Origin of the sequence: Planobispora longispora, assembly GCF_016863135.1 — a bacterium.
GTDB classification, from domain to species: domain Bacteria; phylum Actinomycetota; class Actinomycetes; order Streptosporangiales; family Streptosporangiaceae; genus Planobispora; species Planobispora longispora.
This window is the reverse complement of the sequence record NZ_BOOH01000050.1, coordinates 1-19,210: the sequence shown is the minus strand read 5'-3', so window position 1 is coordinate 19,210 and position 19,210 is coordinate 1. Positions and strand designations below refer to the sequence as shown.

Annotated in this window: 21 protein-coding genes; 10 read left to right on the top strand and 11 right to left on the bottom strand. The window is 72.6% G+C overall.

Annotated elements, in window-relative coordinates:
* Positions 1-504: trypsin-like serine protease (locus Plo01_RS30090; RefSeq protein ID WP_203894103.1), on the top strand; the 504-nt coding region annotated here is incomplete at its 5' end.
* A gap of 85 nt (positions 505-589) precedes the next feature.
* Here Plo01_RS30090 and Plo01_RS30085 read toward each other — a convergent pair.
* On the bottom strand, positions 590-1,012 hold the full coding sequence (locus Plo01_RS30085; protein ID WP_239317349.1) for a hypothetical protein: 423 nt from the start codon (positions 1,010-1,012) through the stop codon (positions 590-592).
* A 106-nt stretch (positions 1,013-1,118) separates the two neighbouring features.
* Here Plo01_RS30085 and Plo01_RS30080 point away from each other — a divergent pair, with 106 nt between their 5' ends.
* Positions 1,119-2,990 (top strand): sensor histidine kinase, encoded by a 1,872-nt coding sequence (locus Plo01_RS30080; RefSeq protein WP_203894102.1) that lies wholly within the window; start codon positions 1,119-1,121, stop codon positions 2,988-2,990.
* Between the two features lie 34 nt (positions 2,991-3,024).
* On the opposite strand, the gene Plo01_RS30075 is transcribed toward Plo01_RS30080, so the two are convergent.
* The 5 genes from Plo01_RS30075 to Plo01_RS30055 form a co-directional block, all read right to left on the bottom strand.
* Positions 3,025-3,864 (bottom strand): sugar phosphate isomerase/epimerase family protein, encoded by an 840-nt coding sequence (locus tag Plo01_RS30075; protein ID WP_203894101.1) that lies wholly within the window; start codon positions 3,862-3,864, stop codon positions 3,025-3,027.
* Positions 3,865-3,906: 42 nt separating this feature from the next.
* Complete coding sequence (locus tag Plo01_RS30070) at positions 3,907-5,073, bottom strand: substrate-binding domain-containing protein (RefSeq protein WP_373871741.1); 1,167 nt, start codon at positions 5,071-5,073, stop codon at positions 3,907-3,909.
* 85 nt (positions 5,074-5,158) lie between these two features.
* Positions 5,159-6,097 (bottom strand): ABC transporter permease, encoded by a 939-nt coding sequence (locus tag Plo01_RS30065; RefSeq protein ID WP_203894099.1) that lies wholly within the window; start codon positions 6,095-6,097, stop codon positions 5,159-5,161.
* On the bottom strand, positions 6,094-7,185 hold the full coding sequence (locus Plo01_RS30060; protein ID WP_239317344.1) for an ABC transporter permease: 1,092 nt from the start codon (positions 7,183-7,185) through the stop codon (positions 6,094-6,096). Before Plo01_RS30060 ends, Plo01_RS30065 begins: the two co-directional genes overlap by 4 nt.
* Positions 7,182-8,678 carry a sugar ABC transporter ATP-binding protein gene (locus Plo01_RS30055; RefSeq protein WP_203894098.1) on the bottom strand — a complete coding sequence of 499 codons (1,497 nt, stop codon included), beginning with the start codon at positions 8,676-8,678 and terminating at the stop codon, positions 7,182-7,184. The genes Plo01_RS30060 and Plo01_RS30055 overlap by 4 nt, the downstream gene beginning before the upstream one ends.
* Positions 8,679-8,886: 208 nt before the next feature.
* On the opposite strand from Plo01_RS30055, the gene Plo01_RS30050 reads away from it, so the two are divergent.
* The 3 genes from Plo01_RS30050 to Plo01_RS30040 all read left to right on the top strand — a co-directional run bounded on the left by Plo01_RS30050 (position 8,887) and on the right by Plo01_RS30040 (position 11,300).
* On the top strand, positions 8,887-10,068 hold the full coding sequence (locus Plo01_RS30050; RefSeq protein WP_203894097.1) for an ROK family protein: 1,182 nt from the start codon (positions 8,887-8,889) through the stop codon (positions 10,066-10,068).
* 100 nt (positions 10,069-10,168) lie between these two features.
* Positions 10,169-10,675 (top strand): GNAT family N-acetyltransferase, encoded by a 507-nt coding sequence (locus tag Plo01_RS30045; protein WP_203894096.1) that lies wholly within the window; start codon positions 10,169-10,171, stop codon positions 10,673-10,675.
* A 103-nt stretch (positions 10,676-10,778) separates the two neighbouring features.
* The gene (locus tag Plo01_RS30040; protein ID WP_203894095.1) at positions 10,779-11,300 is read left to right on the top strand and encodes a PRC-barrel domain-containing protein; all 522 of its coding nucleotides are present in this window, start codon (positions 10,779-10,781) and stop codon (positions 11,298-11,300) included.
* Here Plo01_RS30040 and Plo01_RS30035 read toward each other — a convergent pair.
* Together Plo01_RS30035 and Plo01_RS30030 are read right to left on the bottom strand one after the other, a co-directional pair.
* The gene (locus tag Plo01_RS30035; protein ID WP_239317341.1) at positions 11,278-11,847 is read right to left on the bottom strand and encodes a hemerythrin domain-containing protein; all 570 of its coding nucleotides are present in this window, start codon (positions 11,845-11,847) and stop codon (positions 11,278-11,280) included. The genes Plo01_RS30040 and Plo01_RS30035 overlap by 23 nt on opposite strands.
* Before the next feature lie 307 nt (positions 11,848-12,154).
* A complete protein-coding gene (locus tag Plo01_RS30030; protein WP_203894094.1) occupies positions 12,155-12,340 on the bottom strand; it encodes a hypothetical protein in 186 nt (61 codons plus the stop codon).
* Positions 12,341-12,590: 250 nt separating this feature from the next.
* Here Plo01_RS30030 and Plo01_RS30025 point away from each other — a divergent pair, with 250 nt between their 5' ends.
* Positions 12,591-13,718, top strand: coding sequence for an AI-2E family transporter (locus Plo01_RS30025; protein WP_203894093.1), 1,128 nt, complete (start codon positions 12,591-12,593; stop codon positions 13,716-13,718).
* Here the strand turns inward: Plo01_RS30025 and Plo01_RS30020 are convergent.
* Positions 13,694-14,119, bottom strand: a complete 426-nt coding sequence (locus Plo01_RS30020) for a hypothetical protein (protein WP_203894092.1) — start codon at positions 14,117-14,119, stop codon at positions 13,694-13,696. The two genes, Plo01_RS30025 and Plo01_RS30020, sit on opposite strands and share 25 nt — an antisense overlap.
* Positions 14,110-14,445: a hypothetical protein gene (locus tag Plo01_RS30015; protein ID WP_203894091.1), complete on the bottom strand. Its 336-nt coding sequence runs from the start codon at positions 14,443-14,445 to the stop codon at positions 14,110-14,112. Before Plo01_RS30015 ends, Plo01_RS30020 begins: the two co-directional genes overlap by 10 nt.
* Positions 14,446-14,667: 222 nt before the next feature.
* Between Plo01_RS30015 and Plo01_RS30010 the strand changes: the two genes are divergently transcribed.
* From Plo01_RS30010 to Plo01_RS30000, 3 genes are all read left to right on the top strand, one after another.
* A complete protein-coding gene (locus tag Plo01_RS30010) occupies positions 14,668-15,456 on the top strand; it encodes an SDR family oxidoreductase (protein ID WP_203894090.1) in 789 nt (262 codons plus the stop codon).
* Between the two features lie 30 nt (positions 15,457-15,486).
* Complete coding sequence (locus Plo01_RS30005; protein ID WP_203894089.1) at positions 15,487-16,539, top strand: NAD(P)H-dependent amine dehydrogenase family protein; 1,053 nt, start codon at positions 15,487-15,489, stop codon at positions 16,537-16,539.
* A 158-nt stretch (positions 16,540-16,697) separates the two neighbouring features.
* Positions 16,698-17,165, top strand: a complete 468-nt coding sequence (locus tag Plo01_RS30000; protein ID WP_203894088.1) for an SRPBCC family protein — start codon at positions 16,698-16,700, stop codon at positions 17,163-17,165.
* Between the two features lie 42 nt (positions 17,166-17,207).
* Here Plo01_RS30000 and Plo01_RS29995 read toward each other — a convergent pair whose 3' ends face one another.
* The gene (locus tag Plo01_RS29995) at positions 17,208-17,894 is read right to left on the bottom strand and encodes an ankyrin repeat domain-containing protein (RefSeq protein ID WP_203894087.1); all 687 of its coding nucleotides are present in this window, start codon (positions 17,892-17,894) and stop codon (positions 17,208-17,210) included.
* 186 nt (positions 17,895-18,080) lie between these two features.
* On the opposite strand from Plo01_RS29995, the gene Plo01_RS29990 reads away from it, so the two are divergent.
* Complete coding sequence (locus Plo01_RS29990) at positions 18,081-19,040, top strand: endonuclease/exonuclease/phosphatase family protein (RefSeq protein WP_203894086.1); 960 nt, start codon at positions 18,081-18,083, stop codon at positions 19,038-19,040.
* Positions 19,041-19,210: the final 170 nt, after the last annotated feature.

Sequence of the window (19,210 nt, the reverse complement as noted above, 5' to 3'; positions counted from 1 at the left end):
GGCGTGACCCGCACCACGGTCTGCGCCGAGCCCGGTGACTCCGGCGGCTCCTACATCTCCGGCGACCAGGCCCAGGGCGTCACCTCCGGCGGCTCGGGCAACTGCTCCTCCGGCGGGACCACCTACCACCAGCCGGTCAACGAGATCCTCTCGGCGTACGGGCTCACGCTGGCCGGCGGGAGCACCCCGCCGACCGGATGCAGCGGCTACCAGAACACCTACAACGGCTCGCTGACCTCCAACCAGAACGCCTACCAGCCCAGCACCAGCGGCTACACCGCCGCCGCCGGCACCCAGCGGATCTGCCTGGACGGCCCCAACGGCACCGACTACGACGCCTACCTGCAGAGGCTGAGCGGCTCCACCTGGACCACCGTCGCCCAGGGCACCAGCCCCAACCCCGACGAGGCCTTCACCTACAACGGCACCGCGGGCACCTACCGGATCCGGGTCCACGCCTACAGCGGCTCCGGCTCCTACACCCTCGGTCTGACCAGGCCGTAACCCGCCCCCTCCGATCGCGGCGCCGCCGTCCCCACCCGGGGCGGCGGCGCCGCCTTCTCAGGCGGGCCGCTCTCAGGCGGACCGCTCAGGCGGGCTGCGCGGCCGGTTCCCCGCGGCGCGACTCCCACCACAGCGCCGCCCCGGTGATCAGCGCGCCCGCGCCCTCCCACAGGCCCACGCCGAGGAACTTCCCGGGCGCCGCCCCGGTGACCACCAGCGCGGTGAAGACGGTGAAGGTGAGCAGGCGGAACGGGACCGTCCACAGGAAGAACGGCCGGAAGTCCACGGCGGCGGCGAGCATGTAGTAGATCCCCATGTTCACCGCGGCCATGGACGAGGCCGCCATGTAGACGAGGGTGTAGTCACCCGGCGCGCGGCTCTGCAGGACCTCGAACCCGAGCATCCCGAGCACGGTGCCGGGAGAGATCAGCCCCAGGCCGCCCAGCAGGAAGGCGAGAGCCCCGAAGACGGCGATGGTCCATCCGGACGGAGTGCGCGGCAGCCGCACGGGGAGTCTCCTTCGATAGAGGTCTGACCGGCCGAGCGCCGGAGGTGTAACCTCAGGCGATCCCTGATCGCGCATTTCATCATGAAATTTCTCCGCAAGGCGACGCATGGACAACTCTGGCCGGCCGATCCGCTTCAAGGTCACCGCTCTGCTACTGGTGCCGATCATCTCCCTCGTCCTGCTCTGGGGCTTCGCCGCGAGCCTGACCCTGGGTGACGGGATACGGCTCCTGGAGATGAACACCCTGGTCGGCGGCGTGGCGACCCCTTCGGAGAAGGCGGTCATCGAGCTGCAGTACGAGCGGCTGCAGTCGGCGCGTCACCTGAAGACCCGGTCCGGCCGGGAGCTCCTCGTCCAGCAGCGGCTCAAGTCGGATCAGGCGCTCGCCGAGCTCCGCAGGCTCGCCCTCGCCGAGGACACCCAGGAGACGGTCACCGAGGACCTCCGGATGCGGCTCACCACGGTCTTCGCCGAGTTCGACCGGCTCCCCGCCGCCCGCGCCCTGGTCGACTCCGGCTCCACGGACGCCGTCCGGGTGCTCGACGCCTACAGCCAGATCATCGACTCGATGTTCCGCATGTACGACCAGATGATCCTGGTCCCGGACATCTCGATCTACCAGCAGGCCCGCTCCGTCACCTCGCTCGGCGAGGCCAAGGAGCTGCTGGCCAGGCAGCGGGCGCTGCTGTCCGCCGTGGGCCCGGGCGGGAGGCTGAGCGACGCCGAGCACGCCGCGTTCGCCCGGATGGTCTCGACCCGCCACCTCGTGCACCGGCAGGCCATGGCGCGGCTCGACACCGAGCTGCGCGGGCCGTACGACAAGCTGGGCGCCTCGGCGGTGCACCGCGAGTTCGCCACGCTGGAGACCCGCGTCGCGGCCTCCCGCCAGCTGCCCGCCGATCTGTCGCCCGTCGACCGGCTCTGGACCGAGGTCGAGCGCGAGCAGGGCCGGCTGGTCGATCTGCTGGTCGAACGGGTCACCCCGGGCGCGGCCACCATCGTGATCCAGATCGCGGTCGCGGGCGGTCTCGGCCTGGTCATGCTGGTGCTGTCGGTGCTGTTCTCGCTGCGGTTCGCCGGGCGGCTCGCCGCCGAGCTGGGCGCGCTGCGGGACATGGCCACGGAGCTGGCGGAGGTACGGCTCCCGCAGCTGGTGGACCGGCTCCGGCGGGGCCGGCCCGCGCCGGAGGAGTCGCTGCCCCGGCTCGACGGGACCCCCGAGATCCGCGACATCGGCCAGGCGCTCGACTCGGTCCGGCACACCGCCTACGAGGCGGCCTCGGACCAGGCCCGGCTGCGCCGGGGCGTCAGCCGGGTCCTCGTCAGCCTGGCCCGGCGCAACCAGTCGCTGCTCCACCGCCAGCTCACCCAGCTGGAGGCGATGCAGCGCAAGGAGGAGCAGCCGGAGACGCTCGCCGACCTCTACAGCCTGGACCACCTCACCACCAGGATGCGCCGTCACGCGGAGAACCTGATCATCCTGTCCGGCGCGGCGCCCGGCCGGGGCTGGCGCAAGCCGGTCCCCGTGGTGGACGTGCTGCGCGCGGCGGTGGCGGAGATCGAGGACTACTCGCGAGTCCAGGTCCTGCCGACCCCCGCCGTCTCGCTGGCCGGACCCGCGGTGGCCGACCTCATCCACCTGATCGCCGAGCTGGTGGAGAACGCGACGGTGTTCTCCCCGCCGCAGACACGGGTGATCGTCCGTAGCGAGCTCGCCGCCGCCGGGCTGGCGGTCGAGGTCGAGGACCGCGGCATGGGCATCCCCGAGCTGGAGCTGGCCGCGCTCAACCGCCGCCTGGCCGAGAGCCCCGAGTTCGATCTGGCCGACAGCGACCGGCTGGGCCTGTTCGTGGTCGCGACGCTCGCCTCCCGCCACGGGGCGCGGGTCACCCTGCGTCCCTCCCCCTACGGGGGGACCAGCGCGATCGTGCTGATCCCGGCCGCGGTCATGGCCGAGGAGGCCCCCGCCCTCCCGTGACCGGCCGCGGCGGGCGGGGCGGCCCGGCGGAGCCTCAGAGGGTGCGCAGGAAGGCCAGGCCGTCCACGGCGAGCGCGTCCTGGGTCCCGGCCAGCGGGCGCCAGATCGAGGCCGCCGTGGCGATCGACCGGTTGTGCGCGGTGAACGACTCGATGCAGAGGGGACCGGCGTAGCCGATCTCGCGCAGCGCCCCGGCCAGCCCGGGCCAGTCCAGGTGGTCGGCCCCCGGCGTGCCCCGGTCGTTGGCGCAGACCTGCACGTGCGCGACCAGTTCCCCGGCCCGCCGTACGGCCCGCGCGGGATCCCGCTCCTCGATGTTCATGTGGTACACGTCGAGGGCGAGCCCGACGCCGGGCAGGCCCCCGACGGCCTCGGCGGCCTGCTCGACGGTGTTGAGCAGGCTGGTCTCGTACCGGTTGAGCGGCTCGACCGCGACCGTCACGCCCCGCTCGGCGGCGTACTCCCCGACCGGCGCCAGGTTCTCCCGCAGCTCGGCGTAGCACGCCGTCCGCTCCTCGGCCGACATCCGCCAGGTCCTGCCGACCGACGCGTAGGCCGGGCCGCCGATGACGGGGCTGCCCACCGCCACCGCCGCGTCCACGCACCGCCGCAGGTAGTCCTGGGTCTGCGCGACGGTCTCCGCCGGGGCCGCGACGAGATCCCGGCCCGGCGGCATGACCAGCACCACCGACGCCTTCAGCCCGAGCTCCGCCAGCAGGCCGGCCGCCCGCCGCGGATCCCAGTCCCCGGGCCGCTCCACCGGCAGCTCGATCACGTCGAAGCCCCAGGCGGCGACCTGCGGCGCCAGCCGTACGAGATCCTCATCCGTCAGCGGCGAGACCCACACCCACGTGTTGACCCCGATCTCGAACATCACCGCTCCCCTCTCCGGAGTCCCGTACGGCGGGCGCCCCGCTCAGTTCTCCTTGCCGCCCCACGCGCCGGGGAAGCCGGGCAGGTCCTCGCAGCCGCACAGGGCGTAGTGCAGGGGGGGCATGTCCGGCTGGAGATAGCTGTCCAGGTTCTCCGAGGTGATCTTCGGCTGCGGGAGCTTCCAGGTCTTGGGCACCTCCTCGCCCTTGAGGATCTTGAGCGCGGCGATGATCGGGGTGCGCCACTGGTAGGTGGGGTAGGTCGGGGCGACGGCGGTCAGGTTGCCGTCCTTCCACTTCTGCAGGAAGTCCTGCTGGTCCTCGCCGACGATCGCCGGCACCGGCTGGCCCGCGTCCTCGAACGCCTCGATCGCCGCGACGGCGGTGGCGCCCGCGTCCATCCAGACGCCGTCGATCTTGCCGTGCCGGGCGATGTAGTCGCTCACGATGCTCTTGGTCTTGGCGGCGTCGCCGTCGGTGAACTCCACCCCGACCACGTCCAGCTCGCTCTTGTCGAACGTCACCTTGGCCGCCGACCAGCGGGTCTCCAGCACGTCCACGCCCGGCAGGATGCGCAGCGCGAGGACCTTCCCGCCCGCGGGGACCTTCTCCACCAGGAACTCGGCGCCGTCCGCGCCGAAGGCGTAGCCGCCGATCGGGTTGATGAACGTCACCGGGCAGTCGGTCTCCACGCCCCGGTCGAAGACGATCACGGGGAGCTTCGGGCAGGCGCCGGAGACGGCGGGGGTCAGCGTCGCCGTCGTGTTGGGCGAGACGATCAGCGCGTCGCAGTCCTTGCCGGTCAGCTCGGCGATGTCGGAGATCTGCTTGTCGTCCTTGCCCTCGGCGTCGAGCGCGGTGAACTCGGCGATCTCCTTGTGCAGCGCCACCTCGGCCTGCATCGTCTTCCAGCCCACCTGCCGCCAGGGGTTGTTGACCGCGGCGTTGGAGAAGCACAGGTGGTAGGGGCCGTCCTTCTTGTACGTCGCGGTGTCGGTCATCTGCGGGGCGATGGCCTGCTCCCACGGCTTGTCCTCGGGACCCTCGGCGGTCTGGGCGCGCATGGCGAGCTGGGCGTCGTAGTCGGCCTGGACGAAGAACTTCGACTGCTCACCGGTGGCGGGCGAGGCGGCCGAGGCGGAGGGGGCCGCGGAGGCGGTGGCCCCGCCGCCCGTCACCGGCTTGTCGCTGGCGCATCCGGCCAGCAGCATCGCGGAGACGGCCGCGACCAGAACCGTGATCGACCTTTTCACCAGGTCTCTCCTCTTCATTGGGGGGTGTTCGGCGAGAGATGGGTCAAACGTGGGCCGTGCGCCGGAGCGGGAGCCGTACGGCGCCCGCCGCGACCGCAGCGATGATGATCACGCCCTGGACCGCGAACTCCAGGGCCCCCGAGATGCCGTACAGGTTGAGCAGGGTGAACAGGGCCTCCAGCGTGAACGCCCCGGCCATGGCGGCGGCCACCGAGCCGCGCCCGCCGCCCAGGGCCACGCCGCCGAGCACGACCGCGGTGATGGCCTGGAACTCCAGTCCCTGCCCGACCTGCGCGGAGACGCCCGCGAAGCCGCCGAGCAGGATCCCGGCGACCGCCGCCGCCAGGCCGGACAGCACGAAGGCGAGGGTCCGGGTGCGGTTCACCCGGACGCCGGACAGGCTCGCCGCGCGCTCGTTGTCGCCGGCCGCGACCAGCCGCCGGCCGAAGTCCGAGCGCATGAGCGCGATCGCCGCCCCGCCCGCGGCCAGCAGGATGAGCACCGACCAGGGCACCGGCCCGAGATCCTTGCGGCCGAAGGTCCGGAAGGCCTCCGACAGCGCGCCGCGCGGTGCCCCGCCGGTCCACAGGAAGACCGCGCCGGACAGCACGAGCATCATGCCGAGGGTGGTGATGAACGAGGGCACCCGGAGCGCGGTGGTGATCACCCCGTTGGCCAGCCCGATCAGCAGCCCGATCGCGACCAGCAGGGCCAGCACCGGCCAGGTCGCCGCCTCGTCCCCGTCGATGAGCCGGGCGGCGACGACCACCTGCACGGTGACCAGCGAGCCGACCGAGAGGTCGAACTCCCCGGAGACGATGACGAAGTACTGCCCCGCGGCCAGGATGACCAGCGGCGCGGCCCGTTTGAGGAACGCCAGGAACCCGGCGGGTTCCAGGAAGAAGGGGTTGGCCGCGGCGATCAGCGCCAGCAGCACGGCCAGCACGACGACGATCGGACCGAGGGTGCGCAGGGCTCTCATCTGGACCGCCTCCTGCTCGTACGGCGGGCGTAGACGGCCACCGCGGCGACGATGACCACCCCGCGCACCACGTCCTTGGCGAACGCGTTGACCTCGAGCTGGTTGAAGACACTGTCGAGCACGGCCAGCAGCAGCACCCCGCCGACCGTCCCGCCGACCCCGCCCCGGCCCCCGGCGAGGGCGGTGCCGCCCAGCACGACGGCGGCGATCGACTCCAGGTCGTACCCGCCGTCGGTGCCGACCGTCGGGGCCCCGGCGCCGAGCCTGCTCGCCAGCAGCAGCCCGGCGATCCCGGCGCAGACCGAGCAGAGGACGTGCGTGGCGACGATCACCCGGCCGGTCCGCACCCCGGACAGCCGCGCCACCTCCGCGTCCCCGCCGACCGCGTAGATCCGGTAGCCGAGCCGCGTGCGGCGCAGCAGGAACCAGGCGGCGGCCGCGACGCCCGCCCAGAGCAGCGCGGAGACCGGGACCGGGCCGAGCCGGTCGTAGCCGAGCCGCTGGAAGCTCTCCGGCACGCGGCCCGCCGGACCGTCGTAGAGGTGGTCCAGCACGCCCTTGACGATCAGCGCGGTGCCGAGGGTGGCGATGAAGGCGTGCACCTGCAGCCGGGTGATGACCAGCCCGTTCACCAGGCCGATCAGCGCGCTGACGGCGAGCGCCGCGGCGAGCGCCGGGAGGATCCCGCCGTCCCGCCCCGCCATGATCTCCGCGGCCACCAGCGAGGTGAGACTGATCACGTACGCGACCGACAGGTCGAGCGAGCCGGCCAGGATGGCGAGGGTCTGCCCGACCGCCACGATGCCGAGCGCGGCCGAGCGCTGCTGGATGCCGACGACGGTCTCCAGCGTGAGGAAGTCCCCGCCGTCGATCGCCACCAGCACCCACCCGGCGGCCATCACCCCGAGCAGCGCCAGGTAGATGACCTGGGTCGGCCCGATCCCCGCCCACCGGCGCCCGCCGCCGTTGCCCGCCCCGTCCCGCGCGCGCCGTTGCCCGTCCTCCGGCGCCGGGCCGCCGGGCGGGGGGACGGCCGGTTCCGGCGCCGCGGCACGGCGGGCCACCGCGGAGTCCGCGTGGTCGCTCACGGGGTCGCCTCCCCCGCGGCCAGCCGCATCACGGCCTCCTCGGAGGGGCCGGGCGGGAGCTCGCCGGCCAGGCGGCCGTCGCGCATCACCACGACGCGGTCGCTCATGCCGATCAGCTCGGGGAGCTCCGAGGAGATCATCATGATGGCCATCCCGTCGTTCGCCAGGCCTCTCATCAGGTCGTGGATCGCGGCCTTGGCCCCGACGTCCACACCGCGCGTGGGCTCGTCGAAGATCAGCGTCTCCGGCGCCACCGTCATCCACTTGGCCAGCACGACCTTCTGCTGGTTGCCGCCGGACAGGAAGCGGACCTCCCGTCCGGGTTCGGGGGGCTGGAGCCGTACCGCCTCCAGCAGCCCGGTGACGCCGTCGCGCCCGGAGCCGCCCGCACGCCCGGGGGCTCCGTCACGTCCGGGGGCGTCCCGCCCGCGCCGCCGCACCGAACGGGCCACCAGCAGCGCGTTGTCCCGCACCGACTGCCGCAGCGCGAGCCCTTCGGCCTTGCGGTCCTCGGTCACCAGCCCGATCCCGGCCGCGACCGCCTGGCGGACCGAGGCCGGGCGCAGCGGGCTCATCGTCCCCCGGGTGAACGGCTCCGCCCCGAAGAGCGCCTTGGCCAGCTCGGTGCGGCCCGACCCCTGCAGCCCGGCCACCCCGAGGATCTCCCCGGCGCGCAGGTCGAGGTCGATGCCGTCCAGTACGGCGTTGCCGCCGCCGCGCACGCTGAGCCGCACCTGCCCGGGCCCGGTCCCCCGGGGCGGGAAGTACGTCCCCAGATCGCGGCCGACCATCAGGCGGACCAGCTCGCCGGGGTCGACGTCGCCGGTCCCGGCGGTCCTGACCAGCGCGCCGTCCTTCAGCACGGTCACCCGGTCCGCCAGGTCGAAGACCTCGCGCAGCCGGTGCGAGATGTACAGGACGGCGATCCCGCGCTCGCGCAGCCGGGCGACCAGCGCGTACAGCAGTTCCACCTCGTGGCCGGCCAGGGCGGCGGTCGGCTCGTCCATCACGATGATCCGGGCGTCCTGGGAGAGCGCCTTGACGATCTCCACGACCTGCTGCTGGGCGACCGAGAGCCGCCGGACCGGCGCGCGCGGGCCGAAGGAGGTCTCGCCGAGCTCCGCCAGCAGGCGCGCGGTGGCGGCCTCCATGGCGGACCGGTCGACGAGCCCCCGGCGGACCGGTTCGCGCCCGAGGAAGACGTTCTCGGCGACGCTGCGCTCGGGCAGGAGGTTGAACTCCTGGTAGATGATCGCCACCCCGGCCCGCTGGGCCTGGACCGGGTGGCCGAAGGAGACCGGCACGCCGTCGATCTCCATGGTTCCCTCGTCGGGTGCGTGCACCCCAGCGATGATCTTCATCAGTGTGGACTTGCCCGCGCCGTTCTCTCCCACGACCGCGTGCACCTCGCCCGGGGCGACATCGAGGTCCACCCCGTGCAGCACGCGAACCCCGAGGAAGCTCTTGGCGATACCGCGCATTCTGAGGATCATGACGCGCCCACCTTCACCCGCTGACACGCTGAGAGAGGCCAGGACAGGGTGATCTGCCGAAGATCGCCCTATTTCTTCTATGTTTCGGGATGCTAAAACTGACTTATGACGTTGGTCAAGCAAAAGCGATGCCTTGACCGTCATAATGGACCGCAGAATCTGGCTAAGTCGCTTTGACGTGGGAAAACAAGGGGTGTTGACTGTGCGCATGCTGAGCGAAGCGAGCGGTTCCATCGCCGGCGCGGGGGCGCTCCTGACGATCCTGCGTGACGGTCAGGCCCGGACCCGGGCGGAGTTGGTGCAGCTGACCGGCCTGGCCCGATCCACCCTGGCGCAGCGCCTGGACGCGCTCCTCAGCCAGCGGTGGATCATCCCCACCGAGGAGGCCATCTCCTCCGGGGGCCGTCCCGCCGTCGCCTTCACCTTCAACCGCTCCGCCCGCGTCGTCCTCTCCGCCGACCTGGGCGCGACCCACGCCCGCGTGGCGGTCACCGACCTGGCCACCGAGGTCCTGGCCGAGCGCGCGGCCGAGCTGCCGATCGACCGCGGCCCCGAGCCGACGCTCACCTGGCTCCAGCGCACCTTCGAGGAGATGCTCGCCGAGACCGGCCACTCCTTCGACCAGGTCTGCGGCATCGGCGTCGGACTGCCCGGCCCGGTCGAGCACAGCTCCGGGCGGCCGGTCAACCCGCCGATAATGCCGGGCTGGGACGGCTTCCCCGTCCCCGAGTGGCTCGGCGAGCACCTGGGCGTGCCCGTCCTCGTCGACAACGACGTGAACATCATGGCCCTGGGCGAGCACTGGTCCGCTCGCCCGGAGGCCGACCACCTCATCTTCGTCAAGATCGGGACCGGCATCGGCTGCGGCATCATCAGCGACCGCCGCCTGCACCGCGGCGCCCAGGGCGCGGCCGGGGACATCGGGCACATCCGGGTCGCCTCCGCGCTCGACACCGTCTGCCGCTGCGGCAACGTCGGCTGCCTGGAGGCCGTCGCGGGCGGCGCGGCCATGGCCGCCCGCCTGCGCGCCGAAGGGGTGGAGGCGGTCGACAGCCGCGACGTGATCCGCCTGGCCCGCAGCGGCAACACCCAGGCCGTCCAGCTCATCCGCCAGGCCGGGCGCGAGCTCGGCGACGTCCTGGCCTCGATCGTGAACTTCTTCAACCCCTCGATGATCGTGATCGGCGGCGACATCGCGGAGGCCGGGGAGCAGGTGCTCGCCGGGCTCCGCGAGGTCATCTACAGCCGCTCACTCCCCCTGGCCACCCAGCACCTGAGCATCACCGCCAGCGAGCTGGGCGACCGCGCGGGCGTGATCGGCGCCGCCGTCATGGTCATCGATCACGTCCTGTCCCCCGACACCGTCGACCAGGCCGTCACGCGGGCATAGGGTCCACGCCGTCACGCGGGCATGCAGGTCCACCGCGCCGGGGGCCACGGCGCGAAAACGGAAGGCGGACGATCTTCCGGCGTGCCAGACTCCGGTCTCCATGGACCCTCTGCCCTCTCGCGCCGAAGAGATCGGAACACCCCGGCTCACCCTCGAACCCCTCCGGGTCGAGCACGCCGAGGAGATGGCCGCGGCGCTGGCCGACCCCGCCCTGCACACCTTCATCGGCGGCTCCCCCGCCACCGCCGCGCAGCTCCGCGACCGCTACACCCGCATGCTCGCCGGCCCGCCGTCCGGCAGCGCGGAGGCCTGGCTCAACTGGGCGATCCGCCTGGAGGGCTCCCTGGTCGGCTACGTCCAGGCCACCGTCGCCCCGGGGCGGACGACGGTCGCCTGGGTGGTCGGCACACCCTGGCAGGGCAAGGGCGTCGCGACCGAGGCGGCGCGCGCCATGGTCGGCTGGCTCGCGGAGCGGGGCGGGACCCCGATCGCGGCCACGATCCACCCCGACCACGCCGCCTCCGCCGCCGTGGCCCGGCGTCTCGGGCTCGTGCCGACCGCCGAACGGGTGGACGGCGAGGTCCTCTGGCTCTCCTCACATCAGTAGACATTTCTAGCCAAATGTCCAATAAGTACCAATATGCGAGGTTTTTCGAGAGAGAAGTGGCGGTATAGGAGGGCGGACGGACGAGTGGAGGAAGGAGGGATAGATGATCACGCAGGAGCAGATCCCGCTGGTGATCAACCGCCCGCTCCACGCCGCCGGCGGCGACAGAATGGGGGAAGTCAAGCACGTCTTCCTCGACGCCACCGGGCAACCCGAGTGGTTGTGCGTGAAGACCGGCCTGTTCGGCCTCACCGAGAGGTTCGTACCGGTCCGCGACGCCGACCTCGTCCAGGACCATGTGGAGGTCCCCTACGACAAGGAGACCATCAAAGACGCGCCCCACGTCGGCGCGGACGCCCACGGCCGTCTGCCGGTGGCCGACGAGCAGGAGCTCTACCGCTACTACAACCTCGTCGCGAAGGAGAACCTCCCGGTCGAGCGGGTGCGCCTGACCCAGAATCCGAGCACCGGCCGGAAGACCGCCGAACCCCGCGAGGAGCGGATCGAGGCCGGCGGGAACCTCCGGGCACGGCGGGAGCGGGGTCACCGTCCCGCCGCGCCCGGCGCGGAGTGCGGCCGCGAGATATCCGGCGCGGCGGAGCTCAGGCCCCGCCGCGCCCGGTGAGCGCGTCCCGCATCCGGTCGACCAGCCCGGCGAGCGGGCCCATCATCATGTTGCCCGGAGGGGTGTCGGGGGCCGACGGGTGCGGGTGGGTGGGCGCGATCTTCTTGATCGCCTGGATCTTGTGACCCAGCTCGGCCAGCCGGCTCTCGTCGGTGCTCTCACGCAGCTTGGGGAAGAGCATGTTCTCCTCCTCCTGCACGTGGGCCCGGACCTCGGCGATCAGCCGGTTCATCAGGATCTCGTGGCGCGCCTCGGACACGTCGGTCCGCTCCAGCTCCTTCATCGTCTCCTCGGCCTCGGCGTGCTCGGCCAGTTCCCGGTCGGCCAGCGCGTCGCCGCCGGGGATGAGGTCGCGGACGGCCGGGTACAGGTAGGCCTCCTCGGCGACCGAGTGGCGCACCAGCTCGGTGATGACCTTCTCGGTCAGCTCCCGGCGCCGCTCGGTGTCCCCCGCGCTCAGCCCCTCCAGCTCGGTGAACATCTGCTCGACCTCGCGGTGGTCGTGCATCAGCACGCCGACGACGTCGGTCTCCCGAGTCATGCTCATCAGCGGTCTTCCTCTCTCCATGAGCGGGCCGGCCCCGCGGACCGGCCCGGCGGCCCGGTGACGGCCCGCGCCGTCCACGACGAACGCCAAGAGCAGGGCCATCACCCGACAACATCGCAAACCCGCCGATGCCGACAGGGCGGACACGACGCCGCGAAGCAAGCCTTTCCCCCCGGATTCCCATCAGGTGACCTTCGGCCCGCCCGCGGGACGCGCGTGACTTTCCGGGCCGCGCGCGGCGCCCCCGGCCCGGCCTCCGTCCCGCCTGCGGGGGGCGCCCTCCCGGCCGCTCTCCCACCGCCGGGCCTCACACCCCGGTCGGCTCCTCGTAGCCCTCGTCCTGCCCGTACACCCGCTCGTCCGGATCATCCTGCGGCTGACCGGCCGGGTCCGTCGCGGAGGGGGCGAACTCCCCGGCGAAGTCCGGGACTTCGTGCTCCTCCTGCCCGCTCCTGCGGTCCGCGAGCGGCCTGTCCTCGTCAGGCTGTGACATGCGTCCTTCCTCCCTCTCCTTCGTGCTCCTTCGTGCCGATGCGGGAAGGTGTGCCCGGGAGAAGGGCCTGTATGTCGGGCGGGCGCTCCGCACCCCGCCGGGCGGGGAGCGGGCGGAGACCGGGCGGGGAGCGGGCGGAGACCGGTTAGGAGTCCGCGCTCACGGGCATCCAGAGGCTCCAGACATCCCGGAGCCCCGGACGTCCCGAGGCTCCGCGGATCCGAGCGGCCCGGCCGATCCGAGGTGGCGCATGAGGCGATGGCGTGACGGCACGGCGATCACGTCGTTGTGGCCTCGGCGGCTCGTCGTGTCCGGAGGGTGGGCCCTGTGGCTGGTGGCCCTCGCCGCGGCCGGATATCTGCTGGTGCAGATGATCGTACGGCTCCGCCTGGTGGTCCTGGCCTGCGTGGTCGCCCTGCTGCTCGCCGCGGTGCTGAGACCGCCGGCGATGTGGCTCGCCCGGCGGATGCCGCGCCTGGCCGCGACCTGGCTGGTGCTGCTGGCCGGCCTCCTGGTGATCGGCGCCCTGGGCTGGCTGATCGGCCGGGGCGCCGCCGCGGAGTTCCCGGCCCTGGCCGACCGGCTGGTGGAGACCGTACGGCAGGCCCGCGACGGCCTGGTCCGGCTCGGCGGCCCGGCCGGCCAGCTCGCCACGGCCGACGACCAGGCGCTGGAAGCACTGCGCAGGCAGCTGAACCAGCTCGGCGGCGTCCCCGGCGTGGCGGGCCGGATCATCGAGTTCTTCGCAGGCGCCGTCCTCGCACTGTTCATCACGTTCTTCCTGGTCAAGGACGGCGACCGGATCTGGCGGTGGCTGGTGGACCGGCTGCCCGAGCGGATGCGGGAGCGGGCCGGCCGGGCGGGCGGCGCGAGCTGGACGGTCCTGCGCCACTACATCCAGGGCACGCTGGTCATCGCCTCCATCCACGCGGTGGTCCTGGGCGTGGCGATGCTGATCCTCGGCGTCCCGCTGGCGCTGCCGCTGGCCGTGCTCATCTTCTTCGGCAGCTTCATCCCCTTCATCGGTTCCCTCATCGCGGGCTCCCTCGCCGTCGTCGTCGCCCTCGGCGCCCGCGGCCTGGTGGTCGGGCTCATCCTGCTGGCCGTGCTGCTGGTGGAGAACCAGCTGGAGGAGCACGTCCTGGAGCCGTGGGTGATGGGCAGCTACGTCCGCATCCATCCCCTCGTCATCGGCCTGGCCCTGGCCTCGGGAACCATCCTGGGCGGCGTGTCCGGGGCGCTCGTCTCGGTGCCGCTGACCGCCATCGCCTACTACGGCGGGCGGGAGCTGCTCCGTTCCCGCCCGGCCGGCGGCCCCGGGTCGTCCGACGGCTCCGGACCGCCCGCGCAGGCTCAGGCGGTGTCCTCCGAGAAGTAGACGGGCCGCAGGTCCCCGGACGGGCACAGGGAGCGCCAGATCTTCTCACCCGGGTCCTTGCCGTCCAGCAGCATGAACAGCCACGGCCGGAGGGCGGACCCGGCGGCCGCGGCGGCGTACTGCCCGCGAGCCCACCCCTCGGGCAGCGCGGCGACGATCCGCCCGTGCTCCCGCCGGGCCCCGTCGAGGATCTCGTCCGCCTCGGCCCGGAGCCGGGCCGCCAGGTCGCGCACCCACGGGTGGAACTCGTCGGGCAGCGGCTCGCAGATGTCGGCGACGGTACGGCCCTCGCCCAGGCGCTCCCAGACGACGCGCCCGTTGAGGCCGATCAGGGCGCGCTGGAAGGCGATGTAGTCGGCCTGCTTGACCTTCACCATGCGGCCGGAGCGGGTCAGCCGCACGACGATCCCCTCGGCCCCGGGCCGGGGCGGCATCGCGAGGGCGTCGGCGAGGGTCCGCGCCGCCAGGACCGTGGCGACCGGCCCGTCCCAGCCGGGGACCTCGGCGGGAACGGGCGGGCCACCACCCGGCCGTCGTCGTCGACGATCAGGCCGCGGCAGGCGAGGGTGACCTCGTTCCAGGCCCGCTCGGCCTGGGCCTTCTCGGTGTAGTTGAGGATCCGCAGCGGCAGCTCCGGGTGGGCCTGCTCGCGCACCAGTCCCCGTCCGACCGCCTCGGTCAGGGCGGCCGGGCCGAACAGCGCGGAGACGTGGAGAGTGTCGGGCACCGCGGATCGCTCCCTCGTGGTCGTGGAACCGGTCGTTCGTCGTGGAACCGGTCGTTCGTCGTGGAACCGGCCGGCCACCCGGACGGTTCCGATGACGATAAGCGACATTCTCCGCAAATAACCACTAAATACTCTGACGACGGCGCCCTCCGCCGATCCACCCGGCCGAGATATTGAAACAAGTTCTAGATAAGTTCTAGGCTGCGGTACGGGAGGCCGAAAATGATCCTGGACCGTTTCCGCGTTCCCGGCCGCGCCGCCGTGGTCACCGGCGCGGGCCGCGGCATCGGAGCCGCGACCGCGGTGGCCCTGGCGCAGGCGGGGGCGGACGTGGCGATCTGCGCCCGGACCGAGAGCCAGCTGAGCGCCGTGGCCGAGCAGGTGGAGGCCGCGGGCGGGCGCGCCCTGGCGGTCCCGGCGGACCTGAGCGAGCCCGGCGCCGCCGAGGACCTCGCGCGGCGGGCCGCCGAGGCGTTCGGCCGGCTGGACGTCGTCGTCAACAACGTCGGCGGCGCGCTCCCCCGGGCGTTCCTGGACACCAGGCGCAAGCACTTGGAGAACGCGTTCCAGTTCAATGTCGGGATAGCGCACGACCTGACACGGGCGGCCGTGCCGTACCTGCTCGAGGCCGGCGGCGGGACCGTGGTGAACATCTCGTCGGTGATGGGACGCGTGGCCGGGCGGGGCTACCTCGCCTACGGCACGGCCAAGGCGGCGCTGGCGCACTACACGCGGCTGGCGGCGCTCGACCTGGCGCCGCGGATCCGCGTCAACGCGATCGCCGTCGGGTCGGTCGCCACCTCCGCGCTGGACATCGTCATGACCGACGACGACCTGCGCACCCGGATGGAGCGGGCCACCCCGCTGCAGCGGATCGGGGACCCGGAGGAGGTCGCCGCGGCCGTGCTGTTCCTGGCCTCCCCCGCCGGGGGTTACGTGACCGGCACGGTGCTCGACGTGGACGGCGGCCTCGACCGGCCCAACCTCGACCTCGGCCTGCCCGACCTGTAGCGCAGGCACCGCCCGACCAGAGGAGCGACGATGGTGTACAGAGTGGTGCAGTGGAGCACCGGGAACGTCGGGCGCAACACGCTGGCGGGCATCCACGCCCGGCCCGACCTGGAGCTCGTCGGCGTCTACGTGTCGAACCCGGCCAAGGCCGGCCGCGACGCCGGCGAGCTGGCCGGACTGGACCCGCTCGGGGTGACCGCCACCGGCGACGCCGAGGCGCTGCTGGCCCTGCGGCCCGACTGCGTCGTCTACACCGCGATGGCCGACGACCGCGTCTTCGAGGCCCTGGACGACCTGGCCCGGATCCTGCGCTCGGGCGCGAACGTCGTGGCCAGCGGCCCGGTCTTCCTGCAGTTCCCCGACGGCTCGATGGACGGCCCGATCCGCGAGGCGGCACGGGAGGGATCGGCCTCGATCTGGGTGAACGGCATCGACCCCGGCTACGCCAACGACTGGCTGCCGCTCTCGCTGACCTCGATCAGCGAGCGCATCGACGAGGTGCGCTGCATGGAGGTGCTCAACTACGCGACCTACGACCAGCGCATGGTGCTGTTCGACATCATGGGCTTCGGGCAACCCCTGGACGAGGTGCCGTTCCTGCTCCGGCCGGGCGTGCTGACCATGGCCTGGGGCAGCGTGGTCCGGCAGCTCGCGGCCGGGCTGGACGTCGAGCTCGACGGCGTCGAGGAGTGGCACACCCGCCTGCCCGCGCCGGAGACGTTCGAGGTGGCGTCCGGGACGATCGAGAAGGGCACGGCCGCCGCGCTGCGCTTCGAGGTCCGGGGCGTACGGCACGGCAGGCCCGTGGTCGTGCTGGAGCACGTGACCCGGCTCCGCGACGACCTGGGCCCGGACTGGCCGCAGCCGGCCGGCAAGGGCTGTTACCGCGTCGTGGTCTCCGGCGAGCCGGACTACACGCTGGACCTGCAGCTGCTGGGCAGCGACGGCGACCACAACACGGCGGGGCTGAAGGCGACCGCGATGCGGCTGGTCAACGCCGTCCCCGCGGTGGTCGAGGCGCCCCCGGGCCTGCTCACCGCCCTGGACCTGCCGCTGGTCACCGGCCGCGGCCTGCTCCGCTGACGCGCTCCGCGGCCCGGCGGCCGGAATCCGCGTGACGGGCGGCCTCATGGACGTGGGCGGAGAATCGATCGATTAGGCTCTCCGCGCCGGTCCGCCGGGGCGGAGACCGACCGGCGTTCAGGATGGGAACATCTCAGCGCGTCACCCGGGGAGAGAGAATGCCGACGTTCGAAATCGTCACGCACATCATGGCGCCGCCGGAGCGGGTCTTCGACGTCTCGTTGGATGTGGACGTCCACACGGCGTCGATGGCGGGCTCTTCCGAGGAAGCGGTCGGCGGCGTGACCGCCGGCGGCATGAAGGCGGGCGACGCCGTCACGTGGCGGGCGCGGCATTTCGGCGTCCGCTGGACGCTCACCTCTGTGATCAGCGCTTACGACCGCCCCCGCCATTTCGTCGACGAGCAGCTGTCAGGACCTTTCAAGCGCTGGCACCACGCCCACCGTTTCCGGCCCGACGGCCGCGGCGGCACGGTGATGAGCGACGTCGTCGACTTCGCCGCGCCTCTCGGGCCGCTCGGGAAGATCGCCGAAACGCTGGTCCTCCGCCGCTACATGGCCGAGCTGATCCGGGTCCGGAACCGGCACGTCAAGCAGGTCGCCGAGACCGCTCCCGCGGCCGGGTGAGGTTCTCCCCGCCGCTCGGGCCGTGGCGGGCCGCGGGCCCCGTCAGGACGTCCAGTCCGGGACCCAGAAGTCGCGCGGGCCGTCGTTGCCGCGGATGAGGGCCTCGCAGAAGAGCCGCACCCTGAGCTCGCCCCGGAACCCCTCCAGCGTGACGGCGAGCGTGGTCGTGGCGAGTTCGGCGGTCACCGGGAGGCGGTCGAGGCGGTGGCCGGGACCGCCGACGGCGAACGAACGCGCGCCCGCCCCGCCGGCGACGCTCACGCTCGCCCGGCCCGACATCGGCGGGAACGGCAGGGCACGGAACTCGACGACGGGCTCGGTCCCCACGATCGACACCGTCCAGGTCTCGTCCACCGGTCTCACCGCCGACAACACGCGCAGGTTCTGCAGGCCCCGCCCCCACGACGGCTGGTAGAACAGCAGGTCGAAGCCGTGGGCGACGAGAAGCTCCCGGATGGCGGGCGGGGCCGGGTCGTAGCAGTTCCAGCCGTCGTCGTCGACGGCGTTGGGGTCGGCGCCGTACGACAGCAGCAGGCGGGCCGCCTCGACCTGCCCGGTCCCACAGGCGATCATGAGGGGGGATCTCCCGGTCCAGTCTTCGCGCCGGTCCATGTCCCGGCCCGTTGCGGCGATCTCGGCGAGGGCCGCGACGTCGCCGAGGCGGACCAGCCGCTCGATGTCCGCGAAGCCGACGCCGTCGTCCACACCGCTCTTGTCGCCGTCATGCATGGCCTCACGCTAATACCGCGGCGGATCACCTCCGTCCTGCCGGTGCGGGCGACGCCGGCGGTGTCCGCACCGGCAGGAGCGGAACGGATTCGTACGGCAGGCCCTTTGGAACGATCCACAGATCTCCCCGGATAACCGTACAGATCTCCACGGAATCTGCACGAGAGCCCGTTACGCTGCTCTTTCATGATCAAATCTCGATGGACGAGCGCGCTGGTCTGGCTGGTGCTGTCCCCGTTCGTCGCGTGGGCGGTGCTGAGGCTCGGCGGCTGGACCCCCGTGTGGCAGTGGATCGCGCTGGTGGCGTTCACGCCTTACGTGGCGGCGGCCTCGGCGGTCCCGCTGCTGCTCTCGCTCGGGCTGCGCCGGTGGGCCGCGGCGGCCGTCGCCCTGGTCACGAGCGTGGCGCTGGCGCTGGTCGTGCTCCCCCGGCACATCACGGACCACGGCCCGCTCCCCTCCGGCGACCAGCGGCTGCGGGTGCTCGCCACGAACCTGGCGGTGGGCGCGGGCGACACCGCGTCCGTGATGAGGCTGGTGCGCGACCTCAAGCCCGACGTGGTCACCGTCCAGGAGCTCACGCCGGAGGCCCGCGACCGGCTGGACGACGCGGGACTGCGCGCGCTCCTGCCGCACGTGGTGGATCGCGCCAAGAGCGGCGTGGGCGGCTCGGGGCTGTACTCCCGGCACCCCGTCAGCGAACGGCCGCTGATCGAGCTGGGCGCCTTCCGGCAGGCCCGGGGCGTGATCAGCCACCCGTCCGGACACGAGATCGAGATCGTCTCCGTGCACCCGTGCGCGCCGAGCTACGACTCCAGGATCCCGTGCTGGGACACGGGTCTCGAGGCGCTGCCGGAGGCGGGCGGGCAGCTGCGGGTGCTGGCCGGCGACTTCAACGCCACCCTCGATCACCGGCCGGTCCGCGACCTGCTCGACAGCGGCTATCGGGACGCCGCGGACCTGACCGGGCACGGTCTGACCCCGACCTGGCCGCAGCAGGGCTGGTCCCGGGTCCCCGGCGTGACGATCGACCATGTGCTCGCCGACCGGCGGATGGCGGTGCACGCCTTCAGCGTCCACGCGCTCCCCGGCACCGACCACCGTCCGATCTTCGCCGAGCTCGGCCTGCCCACGACGGCGAGCTGACGACGGCGAGGTGACGACGGCCCCACCTCGGTCCCCCGTTCCTCAACTCGCGCTCCGCGCTGCCGATCAGGAGGGAACTCAGTCCACGACGTCCAGAGGTAAGGAAGAACACCATGTCCCGGCTGAAAGATTTGAGCGTCGGCAAGCGGCTGGCCTTGGCTTTCACGCTC

Excerpts from the sequence above, each read along its gene's own strand:
- Plo01_RS30040 (WP_203894095.1), top strand. The coding sequence starts at position 10,779 with ATGATCACGCAGGAGCAGATCCCGCTGGTGATCAACCGCCCGCTCCAC.
- Plo01_RS30045 (WP_203894096.1), top strand. The coding sequence starts at position 10,169 with ATGGACCCTCTGCCCTCTCGCGCCGAAGAGATCGGAACACCCCGGCTC.
- Plo01_RS29995 (WP_203894087.1), bottom strand. The coding sequence starts at position 17,894 with ATGCATGACGGCGACAAGAGCGGTGTGGACGACGGCGTCGGCTTCGCG.
- Plo01_RS30030 (WP_203894094.1), bottom strand. The coding sequence starts at position 12,340 with ATGTCACAGCCTGACGAGGACAGGCCGCTCGCGGACCGCAGGAGCGGG.
- Plo01_RS29990 (WP_203894086.1), top strand. The coding sequence starts at position 18,081 with ATGATCAAATCTCGATGGACGAGCGCGCTGGTCTGGCTGGTGCTGTCC.
- Plo01_RS30005 (WP_203894089.1), top strand. The coding sequence starts at position 15,487 with ATGGTGTACAGAGTGGTGCAGTGGAGCACCGGGAACGTCGGGCGCAAC.
- Plo01_RS30050 (WP_203894097.1), top strand. The coding sequence starts at position 8,887 with ATGCTGAGCGAAGCGAGCGGTTCCATCGCCGGCGCGGGGGCGCTCCTG.
- Plo01_RS30065 (WP_203894099.1), bottom strand. The coding sequence starts at position 6,097 with ATGAGAGCCCTGCGCACCCTCGGTCCGATCGTCGTCGTGCTGGCCGTG.
- Plo01_RS30025 (WP_203894093.1), top strand. The coding sequence starts at position 12,591 with ATGAGGCGATGGCGTGACGGCACGGCGATCACGTCGTTGTGGCCTCGG.
- Plo01_RS30070 (WP_373871741.1), bottom strand. The coding sequence starts at position 5,073 with ATGCTGCTGGCCGGATGCGCCAGCGACAAGCCGGTGACGGGCGGCGGG.
- Plo01_RS30055 (WP_203894098.1), bottom strand. The coding sequence starts at position 8,678 with ATGATCCTCAGAATGCGCGGTATCGCCAAGAGCTTCCTCGGGGTTCGC.
- Plo01_RS30000 (WP_203894088.1), top strand. The coding sequence starts at position 16,698 with ATGCCGACGTTCGAAATCGTCACGCACATCATGGCGCCGCCGGAGCGG.
- Plo01_RS30080 (WP_203894102.1), top strand. The coding sequence starts at position 1,119 with ATGGACAACTCTGGCCGGCCGATCCGCTTCAAGGTCACCGCTCTGCTA.
- Plo01_RS30075 (WP_203894101.1), bottom strand. The coding sequence starts at position 3,864 with ATGTTCGAGATCGGGGTCAACACGTGGGTGTGGGTCTCGCCGCTGACG.
- Plo01_RS30010 (WP_203894090.1), top strand. The coding sequence starts at position 14,668 with ATGATCCTGGACCGTTTCCGCGTTCCCGGCCGCGCCGCCGTGGTCACC.
- Plo01_RS30035 (WP_239317341.1), bottom strand. The coding sequence starts at position 11,847 with ATGAGCATGACTCGGGAGACCGACGTCGTCGGCGTGCTGATGCACGAC.